A 21,817-nucleotide genomic window follows, 5' to 3' on the forward strand; every position below is an offset into this window, starting at 1 on the left:
GCGCTTCAGCTGTGAGCGAACCGATGACAGGCTAAAATACTGCGATGTACGACGCCGTGACCCGCCCAACCCCTCCCGCCGACGCCACCGCCTGGCCGCGTCGTATCACCCGCAGCGTCAAGATCGGTAGTGTGACCGTGGGCGGCGGCCACCCGGTGGTCGTCCAGTCGATGACCAATACCGACACCGCCGACATCGCCGGCAGCGTCAAGCAGGTATCCGAGCTCTGGCGCGCCGGCTCGGAAATGGTGCGCCTGACCGTTAACAACGCCGAATCGGCCGCGGCCATTCCGCGCATCGTCGACAAGCTGCGGATGATGGGGATCGAGGTCCCGTTGATCGGCGACTTCCATTACAACGGTCACCAGTTGCTCGCCGCCGAGCCGGCCTGTGCCGAGGCGCTGGCCAAGTACCGCATCAACCCCGGCAATGTCGGTTTCGGCAAGAAGAAGGATCTGCAGTTCGCGCAGCTGATCGAATTCGCCATCAAGTACGACAAGCCGGTGCGCATCGGTGCCAACTGGGGCTCGCTGGACCAGTCGCTGGCCGCGCAGCTGATGGACGAGAATTCGCAGCGCGATACACCCTGGGATGCCGGCCGCGTGCTGCGCGAGGCCTTGATCCGCTCGGCGGTGGATTCGGCCGAACGCGCGGTGGAATTGGGACTGGCACGCGAGCGCATCATCCTGTCGGCCAAGGTGTCCGGCGTGCAGGAGTTGATCGCGGTCTATCGCGACATGGCCGCGCGCTGCGACTTCGCGTTGCATCTGGGCCTGACCGAAGCCGGCATCGGCAGCAAGGGCATCGTGGCCTCGGCTGCTGCGCTGAGCGTGCTGCTGCAGGAAGGCATCGGCGATACCATCCGTATCTCGCTGACGCCGGAGCCGGGCCAGTCGCGCACCCAGGAAGTGATCGTCGCGCAGGAACTGCTGCAGACCACCGGCCAGCGCGCCTTCACCCCGATGGTCACTGCGTGCCCGGGCTGCGGTCGCACCACCTCCGAGTTCTTCCAGGAACTGGCCGGCGTGGTGCAGAACCATGTGCGCGCCAAGATGCCGGAGTGGAAGATCAGCAATCCCGGCGCGGAAAACATGACCCTGGCGGTGATGGGCTGCGTGGTCAACGGGCCGGGCGAATCGCGCCACGCCAATATCGGCATCTCGTTGCCGGGCACCGGCGAGGCGCCGTCGGCACCGGTATTCATCGATGGCGAAAAAAGCGTCACCCTGCGTGGCGAGAACATCGCCTACGAGTTCATCGATCTGATCGACCAGTATGTCGAACGCACCTATGTCCGCCGCGCCGGCTGAATCGCCGGCCGGTTTCAGACATTGGCTGCGCAACAATGCGTGGCGCATGGCGTTGTTGTTCGCCGGCGTGTTGTTGCCGCTGGGGCTGTTTGTTGACCTGGCCGATGAAGTCCACGAGCTGGAAAATTTCTACTTCGACGAGCCCTTGCTGTGGAGCATGCGCAGCATCGCCACGCCGGGGCTGGATGCGTTTTTCGGCCTGATTTCCAGAGTCGGCTACCAGTACGGCGTGATTCCGATCGATATTGCGATCGTGCTGGTCCTGCTGGCGTTGCGGCGCTGGCGCGAAAGCACCTTCGCCGCGCTGGGGTTCGGTGGCTCGGCGTTGTTGAACATGGGCGCCAAACAGTTCTTTCAGCGCAATCGCCCGAGCCTGTGGGAATCGATCGCCCCGGAAAGCACTTTCAGTTTCCCCAGCGGCCATGCGATGGGCTCGATGACGCTCTGCGCGGTGGTCATCGCGCTGGCCTGGAACACGCGCTGGCGCTGGCCGGTGACCATGACCGCCAGTCTGTTCGCAGTGCTGGTGGGCGTGTCGCGGATTTACCTGGGCGTGCATTACCCCTCCGACATCCTGGGTGGCTGGTCAGCCGCACTGGTGTGGGTGGTCGGGTTGTATCTGGTGATGTTTCGCGGCGCACGGCGGCCGCATTGGCGTCGCCATCGCGCTGGCGCTTTCGTATCGCCGGAGTAGGTTTCGCGTTTCTGCCCGGGCTGGCGTAACCGCACGACTATCGTCATCGATCTGCAAGGTGCTGGCCGCCGAGACGGCGCGTTGCCTGCTAGAGACGCGCAGCGCAGTTGTCCTGCCGCCACGCTTGCCCGCGCCGATGCAACAGCCCACGCTCTTTGGAGGATCTCCGCGTGCAAGACGTCTTACCGAACGACTCCCACCCGAAGCAATGTCGCGTGTTGCGTGCCAGCGAAAGCGCACTGGCAGCGCAAGGCGTCCATTACGCGATGGGGATCTCCGCGCAAAGTACCGGCGCGACAGGACTCAGCCTGCATGTTGTGACCATCGCGCCGGGCGCACGCGCCAAGCCGCATCTGCATGCCTCGCATGAAACCGCCATCTACGCGCTGACCGGAGTTTCCAAGGTCTGGCATGGCGCAGCCCTGGAGCATCATGACGTGGTGCAGCCGGGCGATTTTCTGTATATCCCGGCTGGCATGCCGCATCAGCCTTATAACGACGGCGTGGAAGCGGCCGTGGTGCTGGTGGCCCGAACCGACCCGAATACGCATGAAAGCGTCGTGCTGCTGCCCGAGCTCGATGGGCTGCATGGCTGAACGTGCGGACTGACAGCGTGTCTGCAGACGGGGGCGCGTCTGGAATGTGCCGATCGCAGCGGCCAACACTGCCTTGCACTCAGGCACGACTTGTACGCTCCCGGCGCCACAACTGCAGCCCGATCACGCTGCCAATCACTGCCAGCAGAATCATGTAGTACGCCGGTCCCATCGGGTGCTGCTTGAGTAACATCACCACCACCAACGGTGTCAGGCCACCAAAGACGGCATAGCCCAGGTTGTAGGCGAACGACACGCCAGACAGGCGCACCACCGGCGGAAATGCTTCGACCATGATGCGCGGGATCGCCCCCAGGACGCCGAGCGCAGCGCCCAGCAGGGCATACAGCGGAAACAATAGCTGCGGGTCGCCCGCCAGCCGATAGAACAGCCATGCGCTCATCCCCAGAAACACACTGCCGGCAAGCAGCACGCGTCCGTTGCCCCAGCGGTCGGACAACGCACCGGCCACGATCGAGCCGATGGACTGCAGCAGAACCGCGAGCAGATTGGCCTGCAATGCAACCGCTGCCGGGTAGCGATACACGCTCTGCAGCAGCGTGGGCGTCATCAGCGATACCACCAGCACCCCGGCCGCGACCATCCAGGTCAGCCACAACGACAGCGCCACACTGCGTGGATGATCGCGCAGCACCACCTTGAGTGGCGTTTCGCGCGCGATCGCACGCATGGCCATCAGTTCGGCGAACACCGGGGTTTCGTGCAGCCAGCGCCGCAGATAGACCGAAAGCAGCCCGAAGACGCCGCCTGCCAGGAACGGCAGGCGCCAGGCATAGTCGGCGATCTCCTGCGGGGTGAAGGCGCGGTTGATCGCCCCGGCGCTCAGCGAACCGAGCAGGACGCCGGCAGCCAGGCCGGCGGTCAATGTTCCGCAAGCGAGTCCTCTGCGCTGCGCCGGCACGTGTTCTGCGACGAACACCCATGCACTGGGAACTTCGCCGCCGATGGCCGCGCCCTGCAGCAACCGCATCGTCAGCAGCAGGAGCGGGGCGGCCAGGCCGATCTGCGCGTAGGTCGGCAGTACGCCGATGGCCAGCGTGGGTAATGCCATCAGCCCGATGCTCAGCGCGAACATGCGCTTGCGACCAAGCAGATCGCCGAAGTGCGCCATCACGATCCCGCCCAGCGGGCGGATCAGGTAGCCGGCCGCAAAGATGCCGAAGGTCTGCAACTGGCGCATCCAGTCCGGGATGCCTGGCGGAAAGAACAGCTCTCCCAGCACCGTCGCGAAAAAAATGAAGATGATGAAGTCGTAGAGTTCCAGCGCGCCGCCCAGCGCAGACAGGGCCAGCGTCTTGTAATCGCCGCGTGTGAGCTGGGTTGCTGGTGCAGTGCCTGTTGCTGGATGGGTCTTCAAGGCATGACATCCTGTGGCAGGTGATCGCGCGCATGCGCGTGCTGGAGCCGCGGAGTGTGAGTCACCAATGCTATCGCTGCAGCAATGCGCAGCTTGCACGTTTGCACGCAATGGCAAGGCGGGGGTACTTCGGGAAAGGCGCGCTGGCTGCGCCTTTGGTGCCGATCAGTCGTGCACACTTGCGTGCGCTGCCGCTTCGGCATGCAGGGCGGTGGTGTCGAACAACGGCAGCTGTGCATCGCTGCTGTCCACCAGCAGCGAAATCTCGGTGCAGCCCAGGATGATCGCTTGCGCACCGTGCCGGCCGAGGTCGGCCATGACCTGACGGAAATAGCCGCGCGATTCCGGCCGGATGACGCCCTGGCAGAGTTCCTCGTAGATCACCCGATGCAGCTGCGCGCGTGCGTCGGCCGGCGGTACCAGCACCTGCAGGCCGCGCGCAGCCAGGCGCTCGCGATAGAACGGCTGTTCCATGGTGAAACGCGTGCCGAGCAGTCCGACCCGGGTGACACCCGCCGCAATCAGCGCATCGGCGGTGGCATCGGCGATATGCAGCAACGGCAGCGGCGTGGCGGAGGTGATCGCATCGGCAACGCAGTGCATGGTGTTGGTGCACAGCACCAGGAAATCGGCGCCGCCCGCATGCAGCGAGCGCGCCGCTGCCGCCATCGCCCGGCCGGCACCGTCCCAGTCGCCGGCGTGTTGCAGGCGCTCGATCTCATGGAAGTTGACGCTGTGCAGCAAGATCCTGGCCGAGTGCAGGCCGCCGCAGGCATGGCGTACCCGCTGGTTGATGATGCGGTAATAGGGCAGGGTGGATTCCCAGCTCATGCCGCCAATCAGGCCGATGGTTTTGCTTGGAACCGGCATGCCGACCTCACCTAGTAACAGTCAACGAACGTGGGTGCGCATTGTCCCTGCATGTCTGGGCGCGCAGACAACGCAGTGTACGTCGGCAGCGTCGCGACGCCATCGCGCGCACCTGCGCTTATTCGCCCGGCTTCGCGCCCTCTACCGGCGCGTGCGTGGCAGCCCGCCGCGCCAGCACGCTTTCGCGATGGGCGATGTACACGTTGGCGCCGATGATGATGGCCGCACCGATCAGGGTATGGCGTTCGATCGCCTCGCCGAACAACCACCAGCCCAGCAGCGCCACCAGCGGCAGCTGCATGAAGCTGATCGGCTGCAGCGCCGAGACTTCGCCCAGCTTGAGCGCACGCGTCCAGAACAACTGACCGGCGGTGCCGAAGATGCCGGTCGCCACCAACCACAGCCAGTCGATGCCCTGCGGCCAGGTCCATTGAAACATTGCCGGAATCAATGACATCGGCACCCAGAACACATAGGTGTAGAACACCACAGTGTCGGAGTCGTCGTTGCGCGAGAGCTGTTTGATCTGGATCGCGACAATGGCGCTGATGACTGCAGCCAACAGCGCAACCAACAGGCCGGGCGTAAAAGTGGACGAACCCGGTCGCAGGATCACCAACACACCGATGAATCCTGCCGCCACTGCCAGCCAGCGGCGCATGCGCACTTGTTCGTGCAGCCATACCACCGCCAAGACGGTGACGAACAACGGCGTGGAATACGACAACGAAATCGCTTGCGACAGCGGCAGATGGCCGATCGCCCAGAACCCGCACAGCATCGAGGCCAGACCGATCGAGGTGCGCGCCAGATACTGCGGCAATTGCTGCGTACGCGGCAGCGGTTTGCCCGGCCGCACGATCAGCGGCAACAACGCCAATAACCCGAACGCGTTACGAAAAAACGCAATCTCGGTGGTGGAGATATTGCTTGAAGCCAGCCGGATGGCGATGGCCATCAGGCCGAAGGCGAAGGTACTGGTGAGCATCCACAGCGCAGCACGTCGTGATACCTGCTGCGCTGTCACCAATGCGCTCCGATGACGCGCGGTTCCGGTTCCAGGATCACCGAGTAACGCTCGCGTACCGACTCGGCGATGCGCCTTGCAAATTCCAGCAATTTCGCGCCGCTGGCCGTGCCGTAGTTGACCAGCACCAGTGCGTGGTCCGGCGACACACCTGCATCGCCCTCGCGCCGGCCCTTCCAGCCGCATTGCTCGATCAACCAGGCCGCCGACAATTTGCCCTGGCCAGGCTGTTCGCCGGGATAGACCGGCATATCGGCAAACGTGGCCTGCAGTGCCGCGATCTGCTTGCTGGGCAGCAAGGGATTTTTGAAGAAGCTACCCGCATTGCCCAGCACATCCGGGTCCGGCAATTTGCGCCGACGGATGTTGATCACTGCCTGTGCCACATCGGCCGCGCCAGCCAGTTCGGCGCCCATGCTGGCGAGTTCTTCGCGGATGCCGGCATAGTCCAGCCGCAACTCATGCAGCAGTGGCAGATTGAATTCCACTGCGACAATCAGATAGCGCTCCGGCAGTTGCTTGAACACGCTATCTCGATAGCCGAAGGCGCACTCGGCCGCAGACATTCGCACAAACTGTTGGGCGTGCCGATCGAAGGCTTCCACCACGTGGATGAAGTCGCCCACCTGCGCGCCGTAGGCGCCGATGTTCTGAATCGGACAAGCGCCTACCGTGCCGGGAATCAATGCCAGATTTTCCAGTCCCGACAGACCTTGCTGCAGCGAATACAGCACCAGCGCATGCCAGTTCACGCCGGCACCGGCGCGCACGATGGCGTGGTCGGCGTGGTGCGCGATGATGCTCAGATCGCGGTTCTCGAAGCACAGCACGCAGCCTGGCGGGTCGCCAGCCAGCAACACGTTGCTGCCGCTGCCCAGGACCAATAGCGGTTGCCCGGCGATCTCGGGAGCGGCCAGTGCTTCGGGTAGCGCGTCGGGCGCATGGATGCTGAGCAACCAGCGCGCCGTGGCCTCCACATGAAAGGTGTTGAGCGCACGCAGCGGCGCGTGCTCGCGCAACTGCCAGCCCGGCTGCACGGCCTCGCTCATAACGGCGACACCGCACCGCCGCTCGGCGCTTCGCGGCGGCGACGGATCGCATCCACGCATTCGCCGATCAACTGCGGCCCGCGATACACCAGACCGCTATAGCACTGCACCAGGGTTGCACCGGCGGCCATCTTCGCCAGTGCATCCGCGCCGGAGCTGATGCCGCCCACGCCGATCAACGGAATCGATTCGGGCAGGCGTGCGCGCAAGCGCCGTAGCACCAAGGTGGATTGCCCCAGCAGCGGTGCGCCGGACAGTCCGCCGGCCTCGCCAGCCAACGGATGGTTGGCGATCAAGGTGCGCGTCACCGTGGTATTGGTGGCGATCACGCCATCCACTGCCAGGTCGGCCAGTACGCGCGCCGCAGCATCGATGTCGCGGTCGTTGAGATCCGGCGCCACCTTCACCAGCATCGGCACGCGTTTGCCATGTTGCGCAGCGAGGGCTTCCTGGGTTTCGCGCAACTCGGAAATCAAACGGCGCAGCGCCTGTTCTTCCTGCAACTCGCGCAAGCCGGCTGTATTTGGTGAGGAAATATTGACGGTGATGTAGTCGGCCAGCGGGTACACGCGCTCCATGCAATAGCGGTAGTCGCTGGTGGCCTCCTCGTTGGGCGTGTCCTTGTTCTTGCCGATGTTGATGCCGAGCAAGCCGCCGCGACGCCGCGCGCGCTGCACATTGGCCACCAGCGCATCCACGCCCAGATTGTTGAAGCCCATGCGGTTGATCACCGCCTGATACTCCGGCAGCCGGAACATGCGCGGCTTGGGATTGCCTTCCTGCGCACGCGGCGTCACCGTGCCGATTTCGACGAAGCCGAAACCCAGCGCCAGCAGCGCATCGATATGTTCGCCGTTCTTGTCCAGCCCGGCACCGAGCCCGACCGGATTGGGAAACATCAAACCAAATGCAGGCGTCGGTAGCGGCACCGGGCGCTTGGCCAGCAGCGGTGTGGCGCCGGTGCGGTAGGCAGCGTCGATGGAGCGCAGGGCCAATGCGTGGGCACGCTCGGCGTCGAGGGAAAACAGGAAAGGGCGGGCAAGCGAATACATGCGGGTCAGTTCAATCTCCCGGCGAAAACGCGGGTCTGGTATTGGAAGTCGATGTGTCCGTCATGCGCATGCGCATCGAACAGCGTGCGTAGCGCGGCGAGCATCGGTGCATGGCGCGGGTCGTGCGCGAGCGGCGCATACGAAGACGACAATAGCCGGCCGCGCAAGGCGTCGAAATCCAGCTGCTGCGCATTGGGAAAGCGCGCCATCGCGCGGAAGCCTTCGCCGAACCAGGCCTGCATCGTGGCATCGTCCTGGTAACGCTCGGCCACGGCCGAATAGTCGGTGCCGTAGTCCAGCAGGATTTGCTCATAGCCGCGCAAGAAGTCGGTGGTGTCCAGCTCGCGGGTATTCCAGTAGATCATCGCCAGCCCGTCGGGCTGCAGGATGCGCGCCCATTCGGCGCGAATGGCCTGCGTGTCGAACCAGTGGAAGGCCTGCGCGGCAGACACCAGGCCAACGCTGGCATCGGCCAGCCCGGTGGCCTCGGCGGTGCCATCGGTCGCCTGAAACTTGGGGAACCCCGCCAGCCACTGCTGCGCGGCTTCACGCATGGCCGGGTTGGGTTCCACTGCCGTGACCGGATAACCGGCCTCCAGAAACAGGCGGCTGGAGATGCCGGTGCCGGCGCCAATATCGGCCACTGCGGTTGCCGGGGTCACACCCAATTCTTCGTGCAACCAGCGCAGCAACTGCGGCGGATAACCGGGCCGGTAGCGCACGTAGGCCGCGACACGGTCGTTGAAGCGCTGGGCAGAGGAGGGCGCGGCCATGCTCAACTGTTTGCGGCCGCAAGCCAGGCCATACCGCCGAAAAACAGGATGAAGATCGCGACTCCCGCCACCCAGAGCGCTACCGCCAGCCAGCCAAGAATCAGCCCGCCGATGGCCAGCCCGTCGCCGGCCAGGCCTTGCGGGTTGCGGCGGATTTCCGCGCGCGCCAGGTGGCCGGTGATGATGGCGCAGAGGCTGCCCAGGAACGGGATCAGCGTCCAGCCAAGAATGCCTGCGACCAGGCTGACGATGGCCATGGCACTGGTCTGTCGAACGACGACGTTCATCAGCAACTCCTGTAGAAGGGCCGACAGCCGACGGCTGACGTACCGCGATTATCCCAGAGCGGCCGCCCGAAAGGCGTGCCGTTTGCGGCCAAACGGCGATCGCGTGGGCGCGTTTGGCGCATTTGAGCGCTCGGATCGGCTGAGCGTGCGGCGTTGGGCGCCGCTACTCACGGCAAAAAGGGGGGCCGGACGCTCCTCAGATTGCTGGTCCGGTGGCCCTGGTGCAGGCGGTCATCGGCTGCCGGTCGCGGGACATCGGCGACCAACGCCGTCAGTGTCAGGCTGTCCTGCCAGCAAGCCGCCGACCGTAGTGCAGCGGCGCAGATACGACAGCGCGCCGGGCATTCCCCGGCGCGCCGTGCGGCCTTCAATCAAGATCGAACTTGATGCCCTGGGCAAGCGGCAGCGAGTCGGAATAGTTGATCGTATTGGTCTGGCGACGCATATAGACCTTCCACGCATCCGAGCCGGATTCGCGACCGCCGCCGGTTTCCTTCTCGCCACCGAACGCGCCGCCGATCTCTGCGCCGGAGGTGCCGATGTTGACGTTGGCGATGCCGCAGTCGCTGCCGGCCGCCGACAGGAATTTCTCGGCCGCCTTCAGATTCTGGGTGAAGATCGACGACGACAGGCCCTGCGGCACGCCGTTCTGCAGGTCGATCGCCTGGTCCAGCGTGCTGTACTTCATCACGTACAGGATCGGTGCGAAGGTCTCGTGCTGCACCACCGCGTCGCTGTTCTGCAGCCCGGTGACGATGGCCGGCAGCACGAAGTTGCCCGGGCGATCGATCGCGGTGCCGCCCACTTCGACCGTGCCACCGGCGGCCTTGGCCTTGGCGATCGAGGCCAGGAACTGTTCCACCGCGCCCTGGCTGTTGAGCGGGCCCATCAGGTTGGCCGGGTCGGTGGGGTCGCCGATCTTGCTGTCGAGCTGCTTGTACGCCTTGACCAACGTGGCCAGCACGTTGTCGTGGATGGATTCGTGCACGATCAGGCGGCGCGTGGTGGTGCAGCGCTGCCCGGCGGTACCCACCGCACCGAACACGATGCCCGGGATGGCCAGTTTCAGATCCGCGGTTTCGTCGAGGATGATGGCGTTGTTGCCGCCCAATTCCAGCAGGCAACGGCCCAGACGGTGCGCGACCTTCTCGGCGACCACACGGCCGATCTGGGTCGACCCGGTGAAGCTGATCAGCGGCACGCGGCCGTCTTCGACCAGCTTCTCCGACAGCGTGGTGCCGGCATCGTTGACCAGGAAGAAGATGTCCGGGAAGCCGGCGTCCTGCAATGCCGCATTGCAGATCTTCATCGTCGCGATCGCGGTGAGCGGGGTCTTGTTGGACGGCTTCCAGATGCAGATATCGCCGCAGATCGCCGCCAGGAACGCATTCCACGCCCACACCGCCACCGGGAAGTTGAACGCGCTGATGATGCCGACCAGGCCCAGCGGCTGGTACTGCTCGTACATGCGGTGGCCCGGCCGCTCCGAATGCATGGTATAGCCATAGAGCATGCGGCTCTGGCCCACCGCAAAGTCGGCGATGTCGATCATCTCCTGCACTTCGCCATCGCCCTCGGGCTTGCTCTTGCCCATTTCCAGCGCCACCAGCGAACCCAGCGCATCCTTGTGCGCACGCAGCGCCTCGCCACACAGGCGAACGGCTTCGCCACGACGCGGCGCAGGCGTGGTTCGCCAGACCTTGAAGGCGGCCTGTGCGCGCTGGACGATCAGCTCGTAGTCCTCCGGCGTGGTCGCCTGCACATCGGCGATGACTTCATTGGTGGTCGGATTGAGCGGCTGCAGCACCCCGGCGCCGGTGGCCTGCGACCAGGTCGCCTCGCCAAGATAGGTACCGGAATTGGACGCGGCGAGGTCGAGCGCCTTGAGCAGGTCAGCGGACATGGGATCTCCAAAGGTCGGGACGGTCGCGCGGCAGCCAGGGGGCCCCGCGACACGGGTAGCCGCCGATTTTAGCAGGCTCCGCCGACCACCCACCGGCTTGGCAATCGCAACGATCGTGCGACAATGCCGCCCTTGGCCCCGTAGCTCAGCTGGATAGAGCGTCCCCCTCCTAAGGGGAAGGTCGCCCGTTCGAATCGGGCCGGGGTCACCAGTTGCTAGAACAAATTACCTTCCCCAAGCTGCTAGCGGTCAAGTATTGACGGCGCAGTTAAGGGGAAAAGCCGAGTTTGGCTCAAGGCAGGGCGGCGTGTTGAACTGCTGCATGTTCTGATGACGGTTGACCACGCTGCTGGCTCTAGTGGCCTCCGAGTCAAACATCTCCCTACCCAAGTCGACGCCCAATCAAATTTGATAGTTGGCGGGCCTCGTCTGCATCGGGGTGGTTCAGGTAGTGCACGAGTGCGATGCTTGTACCAATGGCTACCCCGACTGCGAAGAGGCCAGCGGAGGAGCGCCCATCAAGGACCCGTAACAGCATGGCATTGACTCATCATCCATCCCTTCAAAAATTGGCTGCGGAATGCCAAGAGTGGCTCGAAAATTTCCAACGTGAAGAGCGTGCGGAGCGGTACGAGTCTGCAGTTCGACGATACCTTGATGCGCCAGGAGAGCTGGATCCAAAAGCAGGTCTGCAGCTCGAACGCATTGCGCTCTTCTTCGATGTCGCGAGTTGCGATGCGTTCCTGCGCTCGGATACCGAAAAACTTCCTGCCCTGATCAGCAAGGCGGTCCACCTCCGGTCCTTGGTCTTTCGTTGGGATGGCATGTATAGCGACATGCGGCAAGACCTTGGAAATTGGCCGACGCAGTTTTCAGACGGTATGAAGGCCGTCGGTCCCACGATGCTTTCATGGTGGGACCAAGCGTCAACCTGCGCTCAACTCTTCATCGAGATGGCCGAGAAAGATCAAGCCATCAACACAATGCCCGAGATGCGCAGGATCAAGAACGGCACATCTGATGCCTTCTTGGTTGCTCTCTTCTCAACAGAATTTAACACCCCAACGAGCTTCGTTCCCCTCACCCCACTTATTCCTGAGTATCGAGCGGTGCTTGAACATTGGAAGACCGATGACGAAGTGAAGTTTCAGGCGGTCATGCAGATGGCGGCCGACTTCCACATCTCGCGAAGCAAAGAAAACACGGACAAGCAGCGGTTCGAATTTGATGCCACCATTGATCGCGTCTTCCCGGCTGAACTCCTCGCCATTCAAGCGCTGCGCCGCAGGCACAATCTGCCGGATTTTGAAGTCGATCACTCGTTGATCGATGAACCCTGGAAAGTATTGCGCAACATCGACACCATTGAAGCGCACCCGTTGGCTCAGGCTGTTGAAGAGCGACTGATCAGGGACTACCCGCTGTTTCGCTGATCGTCCACTCATGAATGAAGGACTCTGACATGAACGATGCAACCCGCCAAACGCGAAGCGCTGACATTGCAGCGCTCGCCCAAGCAACTGATGCCAGCGGCAACGTTGATCTCACTGCTTACCAAGCCTGTCGCCTGATCTATTCCCATCAGTCCATGGACGGCCTGGATGCGAGAGATGTGGTCAACGACATCATGCGTTCGCCTGTATATGCATCAGAGCAGGGGCGCGAACAAGTTGGACCTTTGGTCGACGCCATCAGTGCACGTCTGGCGCCAGCTGAGGCAAGGCGCTTTGGTGCCGCGTTGGATGCAGCGAACGTCAATGAGTCGTGGGTCGAGCGGAACTACGAAAGCTACATCGAAGAGCCCGTGACCGCTGGTTACAGCGCAGCTTCGACGAAGGCGAGTCAGGCGTTGGGCTGGACTGACACGCAAGTCAGCGACAACTTGGCAGCTGCTAGGAGCTGGGCCAGCGAAGCGCGCGACAATCCCCAGAACAGCTATTTGGATCGTGCGGTAGCCCGGCTTGCAGGGAGTGCGGCAGGAGAGGCCCAGGACAGCTACGGGGCGATGAAGGGCGCAACCACCCATGGCTTGGGGATGATTGGTGATACTGTCGACCTAGCCAAGTTCGCTCACCAATTCAGCACCGACCGCGACTTCCGGAATTTGGTGATCGGTGCGGCGTCGATCTATGCCAACGACGCGATTGAAGATCCGGGCAAGGTGCCGCGTGATATCAAGCATGCAGCCGTTGGTGCTTGGAACGAGTGGGAAGCGGGTTTAGAGAAGGCGACTAAGCAAGGCAAAGAGCAAGAGTATCTGGGGGAAGCAAAGGGCGCAGCGGCGATTGAGATCATCGCTACGTTTGTTCCTGCCACCAAGCTTGCAAAGCTCGCCAACGTTGCCAAGGCGGTTGATGTCGCAGAAGACCTTGCCCCGGCAGCAGAAAAGATTGCGGAGCGTGTTGAAGCCCAGAGCGCAAAGGAGTTGGGCGGCGAGATCGCCACCGATGGCCAGCGCGTTCACGTCCAGGGTAGTGCGGCGGCAGGAGGCGCAGAAGCCTCTGCTGCAGAGCGGATGATAGGGCGCGTTGAAATGCAGTCCGGAAAAGAGCTCGCTCCCGAGATTATTGAGCTTGTTCACAATGCTCAGCGAGTTCAATCCAAGGGTGGGGCGGCGGCTGACGGCACAGATCTGATGTTCCATGGCCTGGCCGGCATGAAGCGCAGCCAGGGAGAATTGGGCGAGCTTGTCGATGGTCTTCGAAAAACTGGCAACCTCGACGGTCTTTTAAGAAGTGGCGCGCTGTCTCCTAAGGAGCTTGGCTACCTAGCTCGGAAAGACATCACCGCCTTTGATGGCGATGTGCCCTTTGACAAGGCGATTGAAGCTCACATCGGCAAACGAGAACTTTCCGCCCTTAAAGATCATGAAGTAGGCGATATCGGTGAGGCGTTCGTCTCTCATGACCTAGCGCGGAAAGGCTATACGGACCTCGTAGCCATCCAGAACAACTCCGGTCACGGCGTCGATGTTGTTGGTATCAACCCTGAGACCATGAAGTGGGAAAGCTTTGAGGTCAAAGCGTCTGTCCAGGGTATTGCGCGGAAGCAAGGTGGCGATCCCGAGGAATTTCTGATCGATCGGATTAACAAGGCCGCCAACCGACAAGGTCTGTGGGCGCCCAAGAACGTGTGGGAGCAAGAAGCGCAGCTCACGGCTGAGCGGATATTGGATGAAACCCGCAATCGGACGACTGGCAAGCTCGACATCGAAGCCAAGTGGGCGAGGGTCAATATCGAGCGCGATCCAGCCACGGGCGCGATCAAGGGCGAGCCTGAAATCGAGAAGTGGAAGACGCCCATTGAACGGCAGCAAGATCGGCAGATCGAGCGCAGTCTTCGTCAAGAGAGCAATAGTCAAAAAACGCCAGTGGATGACGGCCACCCAGACTTTGCGCTCTATCAGCAAATCAAAGGCAAGGTCACTGAGCTGGATCATCAAAACGGACGAACCTTCGATGCCACGAGTGAGCGCATGACGGCGAGTTTGCTTACGTTGGCAAAGGACAACGGGCTGACACGAGTGGACCACGTTCTTCTGAGCAACGCGACAGACAAACTGACTGCAGCTCAGAACGTCTTTGTCGTCCAGGGATTACCAAGTGACCCAGCCAAGCTGCGTGCTGACATGCCTACTGTCCAAGCAGCAAATACACCTGTGGAGCAATCGTTTAATCAACTTGAACAGATCAATCAACGCCTTGCTCAGCAGCAGATCGAGCAGCAAACCCTTGACCAGGCGCAGTCACAAAGCTCGCCCCATCCGCGCATGGTTTAAGGTCATGATCCTTGCTACTTCTATGTGCAACGGCTCATGGCGAGCCGCTAAATGGAAGCCTTCGGCTTGACAAAAAAAGACCCGCTTCTTAGCCGGGTGGAGTACGGGCAAGTAAGAGATCAAGTGAGTCTGGACGCAAGCCCTCCACGTGGCTGATGCGCGTGATTCGTAGCATCAATAAAACTTCATCATGCCGCGACCTACCGCTTGCGAGAGAAGCGTTAGAATTTGCACGTCTGTCGGGGGTGAGGAAGAAATGATCTCTGGAGATCCGCAGCGTGTGACAGCTTGGTCTAAAAGTGAATGGAAAAAAAGGAGGGGCGGAAGGATTCATAAGGTCAAAGAGCCTGCATGGCACGAAGGACTAAAGCGCTTTATTGAGCTTGTGAAGTGCATGGTTCTTGGAGCCACTCTCATAGCCGCTGGTGCAACCATTTGGGACTCGGGACTGCCCAAGCCCTATCGTTCTTTTGGAATATTTTCTGGTTTCATGGGTGGGGTGGCAGTTATGGCTGCCGCTGCAAATGTTTTTTTGAGGCCTATTTTCAAAGTCCGCACTCGGAAAAAGACGAAAAAGGCAAAAGCTATCTTCGTTCTTGCAGTTACGGTGTTTTCGATCGCTATGACATTTTACGCAACGATCGATGTCATCAAAGATAATCGGTTGAAGCAGAAGCACCACGGAACTTGTACATGCATCTGCCAAAAGCCGGTCACTGACTCTGTCAGGAAATAGCCAAGTTCCCATCATGGGTTAATAGATTCTTTTTGAGCAACCGCGCATCGTTGACCTCACGAGGCGACAGACTCTTGCGTATGGGCTTCTCGCCTAGCTCAGTGCACATGGCCGGAAGAGCCAGCAGCAAAAAATCAATGCAGAAATTCGCGTGCATGTTCTAAAAAGTGAGGATGCAAGAAGCACCTGACGCGATCATTTCGCAAAACAAGCGCATCGCACAATGCGAAAGCATCCGCCGCGCGTCGTGGGGGTTTTTACCCATGCCGAACCACCCGCACCCCCACTGGCCTTGCAAACTTATCCATCGCCACCGATGAGATGCGGCTATGACGCAGCAGGCTACCAAGCTGCTCGGGAACGCCCAGACGTTGATCGACTTCCGGTTCCAGCACAGTGCGGCGGCGTTTGCGCCGGTCGGCTTTGGCAAAGCGCAGGCGGTTGTACTCGGCCCAGCCGACGGTGGTGATGGCGCTCATCAGTGCGATCACCGGCAGGGCGCCCAGCGCGAATGGATCCAGAGCGTTGTGCTTGAGATACAGCTCCATGTAGGCGCTGCGCAGGCCGAAGAACCAGGCGACCAGCGTCGCCAGTGGTGCCCACAGATAGAAGTAGACCATCCAGGCGCCCGCGGTGGCGGCGCCGTAGGCGAGGCGGCGCGAGCGGCCGAGGCGTTGCGGCAGGTTGATGATGGGCGGTGTCATTGGATTCCTCGGTCGGGGCTTTTCCAGCGGGCGCGTTTGCTGCGGCGCGCGAGCAGGGCACGTGGGAAGGCGATGACGGCAGTGAGCATGCCGATCATCCAGAAGGCGACCGGATACCAGATCACCCAGAAAAACTGGCGCGCCAGGCCTTTTTCGTAGCGGCGTTCGATCACCAGGCTGGTGGCGAATTGCATCAGGCAGACCACTGCCAATACCAGGCCATGCCAGCGCGGCAGGATGGTGTCGATGTACAACGCAGGTGGCATGGCGATGAACTTGCCGAGCAGCCACAGCACGATGATGAAGAGCATCGTGTAGGCCCAGGCCAGGCTGAGCGCGTATTCCAGCAGCACGCCCCACATGCGTCGGCTGCGCCAGGACAACACGCGGCGGCCATGGCTCAGCAACACTTCCACGCCGCCGCGTGCCCAGCGCAGGCGCTGCATCCACAGGCCGCGGAAGGTCTCCGGCATCAGGATCCAGCACAGCGCGTTGGGTTCGTAGCGGATGTCCCAGTCGTCCAGCTGCAGACGCCAGGAGATGTCGATGTCTTCGGTGACCATGTTGTCGGACCAGAAGCCGACGTGATGCAGCGCCGAACGGCGAAACGCGCAGATCACGCCCGACACGGTGAACAGCCGTCCGTAGACCCGCTGCGCACGCTTGATCAGCCCCACGATGGCGGAAAATTCGCCCACCTGCATGCGGCCCATCAGCGTGGTGCGATTGCGCACACGGGGATTGCCAGTGACGCCGCCAACGCGCGGGCCGGAGATCAGGTGGCCGACCATCCAGCGCGTAGCGTTGGGGTCCAGGATGGCGTCGGCATCCACGCACACAAGATAGTCCGAGCGCGATGCCAGCGTGCCGACACGCAGCGCGTTGGCCTTGCCGTGGTTCTGCTCCAGATGCACCACGCGCAGGCGCGGATGCTGGTGGGTGAGGTCCTCGAGCGCTTGGGCCGTGTTGTCGCTGCTGCCATCGTTGATGGCGATGATCTCGAAATCCGGATAGTTCTGTGCGCTCATCGCAGCGATGGTTTCGCCCACATGCTTGGCCTCGTTGTAGCAAGGCACCAGCAACGACACGAACGGCTCGCTGGACAACGGTGGCGGTGATGAAGGACCCGGCGTGCCGCGTTCGCGCCGCAGGTAGTAGTAAGTGCCGCCGATCATCCAGAAGAACGCCATGATGATCGGATAGAAAAACGCGAAGTTGAACAGGGCGCCCAACAGCAGGCTGGTCGTCATCGGTTACCGCTCGATATAAGGGAATTGCCGAGCCGACATGGCCTCGCGCGCTTCGGGAAGAGACGGGTGGCCGCCGATGAAGTCGTCGGGGTAATACGCCAGATGGCGCACGCCCGCAGCCAGGAGCAACTTGGTGTGTTCGAGCAGCACACCGTCGGGCAGCGGCTTGCCGGTGCGCCAATCCACGGTCTGCAGTTCGAAAATGGTCTTGTCGAAGCCGCGTGGCTGTTGGCCGACACGCTGCGCCAGCCGCTGCAGCCATTGCTGCGGCTCGTTGGCCTGCTCCATGTAGGGCATGGCCATCAGCGCGGTGTAGTCGTACGCCGATGCAAAGGCGTCCAGGCGCTGCGCAAACCAGGCTTCGCTCTGCGGCTCCAGCACGGGCTGGGCGAACAGGTTGCGCACGGTCACCAGCTTGGGGCGCCAGCGTTCGGCGGCCGCTTTGAGTTCCTGGGTGAAGCCGATCAGCTGCTGCGTGCGTTTGACCGGATCGCCATTGCCGTAAGCAGGTACTTCGTCGTCGCGCAGATAGGCATCGTCATGGAACAGCAGGCCTTCGAAATAGGTGTTTGCGGCAAGGTCTTCGTAGATATCCGCGACCAGCTGATTCGTGCGCGGATTGCCCGGATCCAGGCGCGGCACATCCTTCGGATCCTTGCCGCGAATCTGCAGTGCAGCCTGCTGCTGGGCATCGGGCAGATGGAAGCCCAGCACCGGCAGCCAGGCGAACACGCGCACGCCGGCACGGGTGCGCAGCTGCCAGGCGACACGCCCGAACAGATCCGCGCGCATCGGCAAGTGGCGGTTGGGGAAGTACAGCGCATCGGCGGCACCGTCGCCATCCGGGTCGGCGAAGGCCTGCAGGAACACATGGCTGGGGCCGATGTCCTTGACGCGCTGGACCAGGATGTCGAGGTTGCGTTCCAGCTGCGCCGGATCCGGGTCGTAGACGTAATCCAGATCGATCTGGATCGCACGCAAGCCATCGCGCGACAGATCGCGTCGCAGCTCGCCGGCCAGATCGCGCACATCCGGATTGTTGAACAGCAACAGGCGGCCAAGGCTGGCCAGCGATTGCCCATCCACGCGATCGCGGCCTTGCTGGCCGATATCGGCTTCGTGCGAGCGGCCTTCCAGGTCGAAGCTGAGCGTCATGCCCAGCTGCGCGGCAATCTGGTTGCTGGCGCGGTTGTAGGCGGCATACGGCCATACCATCGCGCGCGGTGGTTTGCCCAGATGCGCCACGATCGCGTCGCGGCTATGGCGCAGATCTGTCTGGATGCGCTGGCGATAGTCCGCTTCGCTTTCGTAACCCTTGCCTGCATCCCAGTGACGCGTGACCGCTGCCGGCGTCTGATTGCCGAACGGATTGCCGGCGATGCCTTTATGCAAGTCATCGCTATGCGAGCCGATTTCGATCAGGCCGCTGTCCTGCATCTGGCGCAGTTGCGCCCAGGTGACGAAATCATCGTGGGTGAAATCGCGATGGCCGTAGGGCACCACCTGGCCAACCGGCAATTCGACCCAACTGGTGACGGGTGCGACCAGCGCGGGATAGCCGTAGGCCTGCAATAACGGGAAGACACGCGTGTAGACGCTACGCAAGCCGTCATCGAAGGTCAGCAGCACCGGCCTCGAGGGCAGGGCGCGCCTGCCGGCACGTGCGTCCAGCACTTGCTGCACGCTCACCGGGTGGTAGGCGTGCGAGCGCAGCCAGTCCAGATGCGCGGCGAAGTTGCTGGTGGACACCGCATAACGATCGGGATCGCCCTTGGCTGCGACATCGTCGCGAATATCGTGGTAGCTGAGCACCAGCAGGCCCGCCTGCGCCGACGACGCAAACGTCATCAGCAACAAGGCGACCAGCAACAGCGGCAGGCGGATCAAGGCGTACCTCCCCATCGGAAATCCAGGTCAAATCCAAGTTGTTGTTCGCGCTGGCCGTCGTAGACCGGACGCGACCAGCTCACGCCATAACTCAGCGCACTGCCATCGCCCAGCGACCACAGGTGTCGATAGGCCGCGCTGGGCACCCACTGGCTGCCGAAGCCGGATTGATAATTCGGCCCGGCAGTGACTTCCAGCCGCTGCCGAAAGGCGTAGTCGTAGCGGCGCCAGCCGATCTGATCGATGCGCACGCCGGCGGCCACCGCAGAGCTGCGGCGTGGATTGAAGTAATTGACGGCGCGCTCGTCTTCGGCGCGTCCGGCCGAGGCGGCGAACAGGCCGTCGAGCAGCACATGTGGGTTGGCCCACAGGCGTTGGCTTCCCGAAAGATCCAGCTGGTCGCGTCGATTGCCGTCGCTATAGCGCAACTGGCGTGCCTGCAATTCCCAGCGGCTTTCGTCGTTGGGTGTCCAGCGCACGGCGGCGCCGATGCTGTCGCCGGTGATGCCGAAGCGGCGTGCCTGCAATGAAGCTTCTGGATCACGCGTGCGCCAGGCGACGCTGCCATACCAGGCATCGGAAAAACGCCAGCCGGCATCCAGCGCCCAGGCGGTGCCGTCGCGATCGAAATCGTCGAGCGCACGTCCGCCGTAAGCGCTGAGATCCAGCCGGTCGTAGCGATAGTGCGTTCCCAGCCAGAAGCTGCGATAGCGCACACGCGTGTTCTGGAAGTCGGCCCAATCGTCGCGTGCACGCAAACCCACACGCCAGCCTTCGCCGAGAAACGGCGATTCGGCTTCCAGCAACGTACTACCGAAGTCGTTGCCCAGAGGCGAGGTGCTGTTGGTCAGGGTGTCGTTGTCGCTGCGTCCGCGCGCATGGCTGAGGTGCACTTGCCAACCGCGTTGACGTTCCAGTGAAGCGCCGAGCCGCTGCAGGCCGACATCGTCCGGGTATTCGCTGCGAAGCGGCGCAAACGTGGCATCGGCCAGATCCAGACGGTCCAGATCGCGCTGCGCTTCCACCACGCCACTGCGGGCCTGTTTCTGATGCGGATCCAGCGTCAGCGCGACCGCATTACGTTGCAACGATTTGGTGTGTTGCCCGCGACGAAACTCGATCGAGGCCAGTGCGGCCTGTAGTTCTGCATTGTCGGGACCGATGGCCACGCGTTCGCGCAGCAGGGCGTCTGCACCGCGATTGTCGTTCGCGGCAGAGCGTGCGGTGGCCAGTGCGATGTCTGCACTGAAGCGATCCCAGTTCTCGTATCCGCTGGTCGCACCATCGCGACGCGGCCACGGCGCTTGCGTGGCGGCAAGTTTTTCGAACAGTGGCATCGCCAGATCGAAGCGTTCCTGCTCCAGCAATGCGTAGCCGAGCAGGAGCTGGCTGTTGAAGTCGTTCGGCGTGTGCTGCAAGGCTTGCCGAAGCACGGCTTCGGCCTCGGCCGGGCGACGCAGGCCCATCAGCGAATCGCCGACCGTTGGCAGCACATACGCCGGGACGTCGATGCCTTCGGCTTTCAATGCCTGATAGTTGGCCACCACATCGCGATGGCGCTGACGTTGGTTGAGTGCAACCAAGGTGTCGATACGCAGCCGCGTGGCTTCCCATGTCACCTTCGATGGTGATTCGCGCTCGATGCGGGCGGCGTTGACCAAGGCCTGATCGGTCTCCGCATAGCGGTGCGCGGCATCGATCGGTTCGGCACTGGCCCAACCGATCATGCGCGCGACGCGATCGTTTTCGATGCGCTCGCGTTCTTGCTGCGAGAACCAGTCCGGATGGCGCCACACGGCCTCCGCCGCAAGCTGTGCGCTGCCGAGGTCGGTCAGGGTGATCGCACGCATGGTGTAGGCACCGCGGTCGCGTGGGTCTTGGCGGAGTACACGCTCGTAGATGGCGAGCGCATCTGCATAGCGCTGCTGGCCGCGTAACTGCTCAGCCTGCTGCATGGGGGTGGGGGCAATGGAGGCGCCAGTCACTTCTGTCGGCCGCACTTCACCGCTGTGTGCCTGAGGCACACATGCGGCAATCAAAGCGAGGCTGAGCAGGGGAGTGAGTGCGCCTTTGCGGTCAGGACAGCCGCGACGCACGTGGTTGCGTAGGCAGGAGGGAAAGGGTGTTCATTAGCATTCCAGGCGTATGACGACTGGCGATACTGCGTATGCCCATGTAAAGCCTATGTCGTCACGGAGCTAACGAGATCTTCATCGGTTGTGTTCGCTCAAAAAAGCGATTCTCATCACGTTTTTGCCTGTGAGTTCGGACTTTGACCAACGTTCTGACAGCAGTTACCGAAGGAAACACGATCACAGCGAGCTGCAAGCGAGGGCTGGCTGAAGTATTCCTAAAGTCAGCAGATTAAAACTGATTGATATGCATAAATAGTCATCTCTGAATTTACTGTTTAGCAACATGTTGCCGGATGTTCGAGTGGTTGCACGGGGGACGGATGGATCGGTTCAACGAATCCGTTCTTTGAACATCTCCACTTTTTAGTGATGCATGTCACATAATTGA

At 62.2% G+C, this 21,817-nt stretch carries 18 protein-coding genes and 1 tRNA gene; 7 read left to right on the forward strand and 12 right to left on the reverse strand.

What is annotated here, in order from left to right; genetic code table 11:
- The first annotated feature begins 44 nt into the window (after positions 1-44).
- The 3 genes from ispG to NYR97_RS18330 all read left to right on the forward strand — a co-directional run bounded on the left by ispG (position 45) and on the right by NYR97_RS18330 (position 2,600).
- The gene (gene ispG, locus NYR97_RS18320; RefSeq protein ID WP_205391659.1) at positions 45-1,310 is read left to right on the forward strand and encodes a flavodoxin-dependent (E)-4-hydroxy-3-methylbut-2-enyl-diphosphate synthase; all 1,266 of its coding nucleotides are present in this window, start codon (positions 45-47) and stop codon (positions 1,308-1,310) included.
- Entirely contained in the window at positions 1,291-2,004 is a 714-nt protein-coding gene (locus NYR97_RS18325) for a phosphatase PAP2 family protein (RefSeq protein WP_316698348.1), read from the forward strand. Before ispG ends, NYR97_RS18325 begins: the two co-directional genes overlap by 20 nt.
- Before the next feature lie 215 nt (positions 2,005-2,219).
- Positions 2,220-2,600 (forward strand): cupin domain-containing protein, encoded by a 381-nt coding sequence (locus NYR97_RS18330; protein ID WP_251761751.1) that lies wholly within the window; start codon positions 2,220-2,222, stop codon positions 2,598-2,600.
- Between the two features lie 79 nt (positions 2,601-2,679).
- On the opposite strand, the gene NYR97_RS18335 is transcribed toward NYR97_RS18330, so the two are convergent.
- The 8 genes from NYR97_RS18335 to amaB all read right to left on the reverse strand — a co-directional run bounded on the left by NYR97_RS18335 (position 2,680) and on the right by amaB (position 10,939).
- Entirely contained in the window at positions 2,680-3,978 is a 1,299-nt protein-coding gene (locus tag NYR97_RS18335) for an MFS transporter (RefSeq protein WP_316695182.1), read from the reverse strand.
- Positions 3,979-4,143: 165 nt separating this feature from the next.
- Positions 4,144-4,848, reverse strand: a complete 705-nt coding sequence (locus NYR97_RS18340; RefSeq protein WP_205391657.1) for an aspartate/glutamate racemase family protein — start codon at positions 4,846-4,848, stop codon at positions 4,144-4,146.
- Between the two features lie 118 nt (positions 4,849-4,966).
- Positions 4,967-5,878 carry a DMT family transporter gene (locus NYR97_RS18345; protein WP_316695183.1) on the reverse strand — a complete coding sequence of 304 codons (912 nt, stop codon included), beginning with the start codon at positions 5,876-5,878 and terminating at the stop codon, positions 4,967-4,969.
- Complete coding sequence (gene murB / locus NYR97_RS18350) at positions 5,872-6,924, reverse strand: UDP-N-acetylmuramate dehydrogenase (RefSeq protein WP_316695184.1); 1,053 nt, start codon at positions 6,922-6,924, stop codon at positions 5,872-5,874. The genes NYR97_RS18345 and murB overlap by 7 nt, the downstream gene beginning before the upstream one ends.
- On the reverse strand, positions 6,921-7,976 hold the full coding sequence (locus NYR97_RS18355) for a quinone-dependent dihydroorotate dehydrogenase (RefSeq protein ID WP_316695185.1): 1,056 nt from the start codon (positions 7,974-7,976) through the stop codon (positions 6,921-6,923). Before NYR97_RS18355 ends, murB begins: the two co-directional genes overlap by 4 nt.
- A 5-nt stretch (positions 7,977-7,981) precedes the next feature.
- The gene (locus NYR97_RS18360) at positions 7,982-8,749 is read right to left on the reverse strand and encodes a class I SAM-dependent methyltransferase (RefSeq protein WP_316695186.1); all 768 of its coding nucleotides are present in this window, start codon (positions 8,747-8,749) and stop codon (positions 7,982-7,984) included.
- A 2-nt stretch (positions 8,750-8,751) separates the two neighbouring features.
- Positions 8,752-9,036: a DUF4190 domain-containing protein gene (locus NYR97_RS18365; RefSeq protein ID WP_316695187.1), complete on the reverse strand. Its 285-nt coding sequence runs from the start codon at positions 9,034-9,036 to the stop codon at positions 8,752-8,754.
- Positions 9,037-9,403: 367 nt separating this feature from the next.
- Positions 9,404-10,939 carry an L-piperidine-6-carboxylate dehydrogenase gene (gene amaB / locus NYR97_RS18370; RefSeq protein WP_316695188.1) on the reverse strand — a complete coding sequence of 512 codons (1,536 nt, stop codon included), beginning with the start codon at positions 10,937-10,939 and terminating at the stop codon, positions 9,404-9,406.
- 134 nt (positions 10,940-11,073) lie between these two features.
- Here amaB and NYR97_RS18375 point away from each other — a divergent pair.
- The 4 genes from NYR97_RS18375 to NYR97_RS18390 all read left to right on the forward strand — a co-directional run bounded on the left by NYR97_RS18375 (position 11,074) and on the right by NYR97_RS18390 (position 15,453).
- Positions 11,074-11,150: transfer RNA gene (locus tag NYR97_RS18375), tRNA-Arg, on the forward strand.
- Positions 11,151-11,475: 325 nt separating this feature from the next.
- Positions 11,476-12,372, forward strand: coding sequence for a hypothetical protein (locus NYR97_RS18380; protein WP_316695189.1), 897 nt, complete (start codon positions 11,476-11,478; stop codon positions 12,370-12,372).
- Positions 12,373-12,401: 29 nt separating this feature from the next.
- Positions 12,402-14,717 carry an XVIPCD domain-containing protein gene (locus tag NYR97_RS18385; RefSeq protein ID WP_316695190.1) on the forward strand — a complete coding sequence of 772 codons (2,316 nt, stop codon included), beginning with the start codon at positions 12,402-12,404 and terminating at the stop codon, positions 14,715-14,717.
- 256 nt (positions 14,718-14,973) lie between these two features.
- Complete coding sequence (locus NYR97_RS18390) at positions 14,974-15,453, forward strand: hypothetical protein (RefSeq protein WP_316695191.1); 480 nt, start codon at positions 14,974-14,976, stop codon at positions 15,451-15,453.
- A 257-nt stretch (positions 15,454-15,710) separates the two neighbouring features.
- On the opposite strand, the gene pgaD is transcribed toward NYR97_RS18390, so the two are convergent.
- Genes pgaD through NYR97_RS18410 form a run of 4 tightly spaced genes read right to left on the reverse strand, consistent with a single transcriptional unit; the run spans position 15,711 to position 21,249 of the window.
- Positions 15,711-16,157, reverse strand: coding sequence for a poly-beta-1,6-N-acetyl-D-glucosamine biosynthesis protein PgaD (gene pgaD / locus NYR97_RS18395; protein WP_316695192.1), 447 nt, complete (start codon positions 16,155-16,157; stop codon positions 15,711-15,713).
- The gene (gene pgaC, locus NYR97_RS18400) at positions 16,154-17,407 is read right to left on the reverse strand and encodes a poly-beta-1,6-N-acetyl-D-glucosamine synthase (RefSeq protein WP_210761797.1); all 1,254 of its coding nucleotides are present in this window, start codon (positions 17,405-17,407) and stop codon (positions 16,154-16,156) included. The genes pgaD and pgaC overlap by 4 nt, the downstream gene beginning before the upstream one ends.
- A gap of 3 nt (positions 17,408-17,410) precedes the next feature.
- Positions 17,411-19,309 (reverse strand): poly-beta-1,6-N-acetyl-D-glucosamine N-deacetylase PgaB, encoded by a 1,899-nt coding sequence (gene pgaB, locus NYR97_RS18405; protein WP_316695193.1) that lies wholly within the window; start codon positions 19,307-19,309, stop codon positions 17,411-17,413.
- The gene (locus NYR97_RS18410; protein WP_316695194.1) at positions 19,291-21,249 is read right to left on the reverse strand and encodes a tetratricopeptide repeat protein; all 1,959 of its coding nucleotides are present in this window, start codon (positions 21,247-21,249) and stop codon (positions 19,291-19,293) included. The genes pgaB and NYR97_RS18410 overlap by 19 nt, the downstream gene beginning before the upstream one ends.
- Between the last annotated feature and the right edge of the window lie 568 nt (positions 21,250-21,817).

The sequence above is a fragment of the Xanthomonas hydrangeae genome, from assembly GCF_032697525.1.
Lineage (GTDB): Bacteria > Pseudomonadota > Gammaproteobacteria > Xanthomonadales > Xanthomonadaceae > Xanthomonas > Xanthomonas hydrangeae.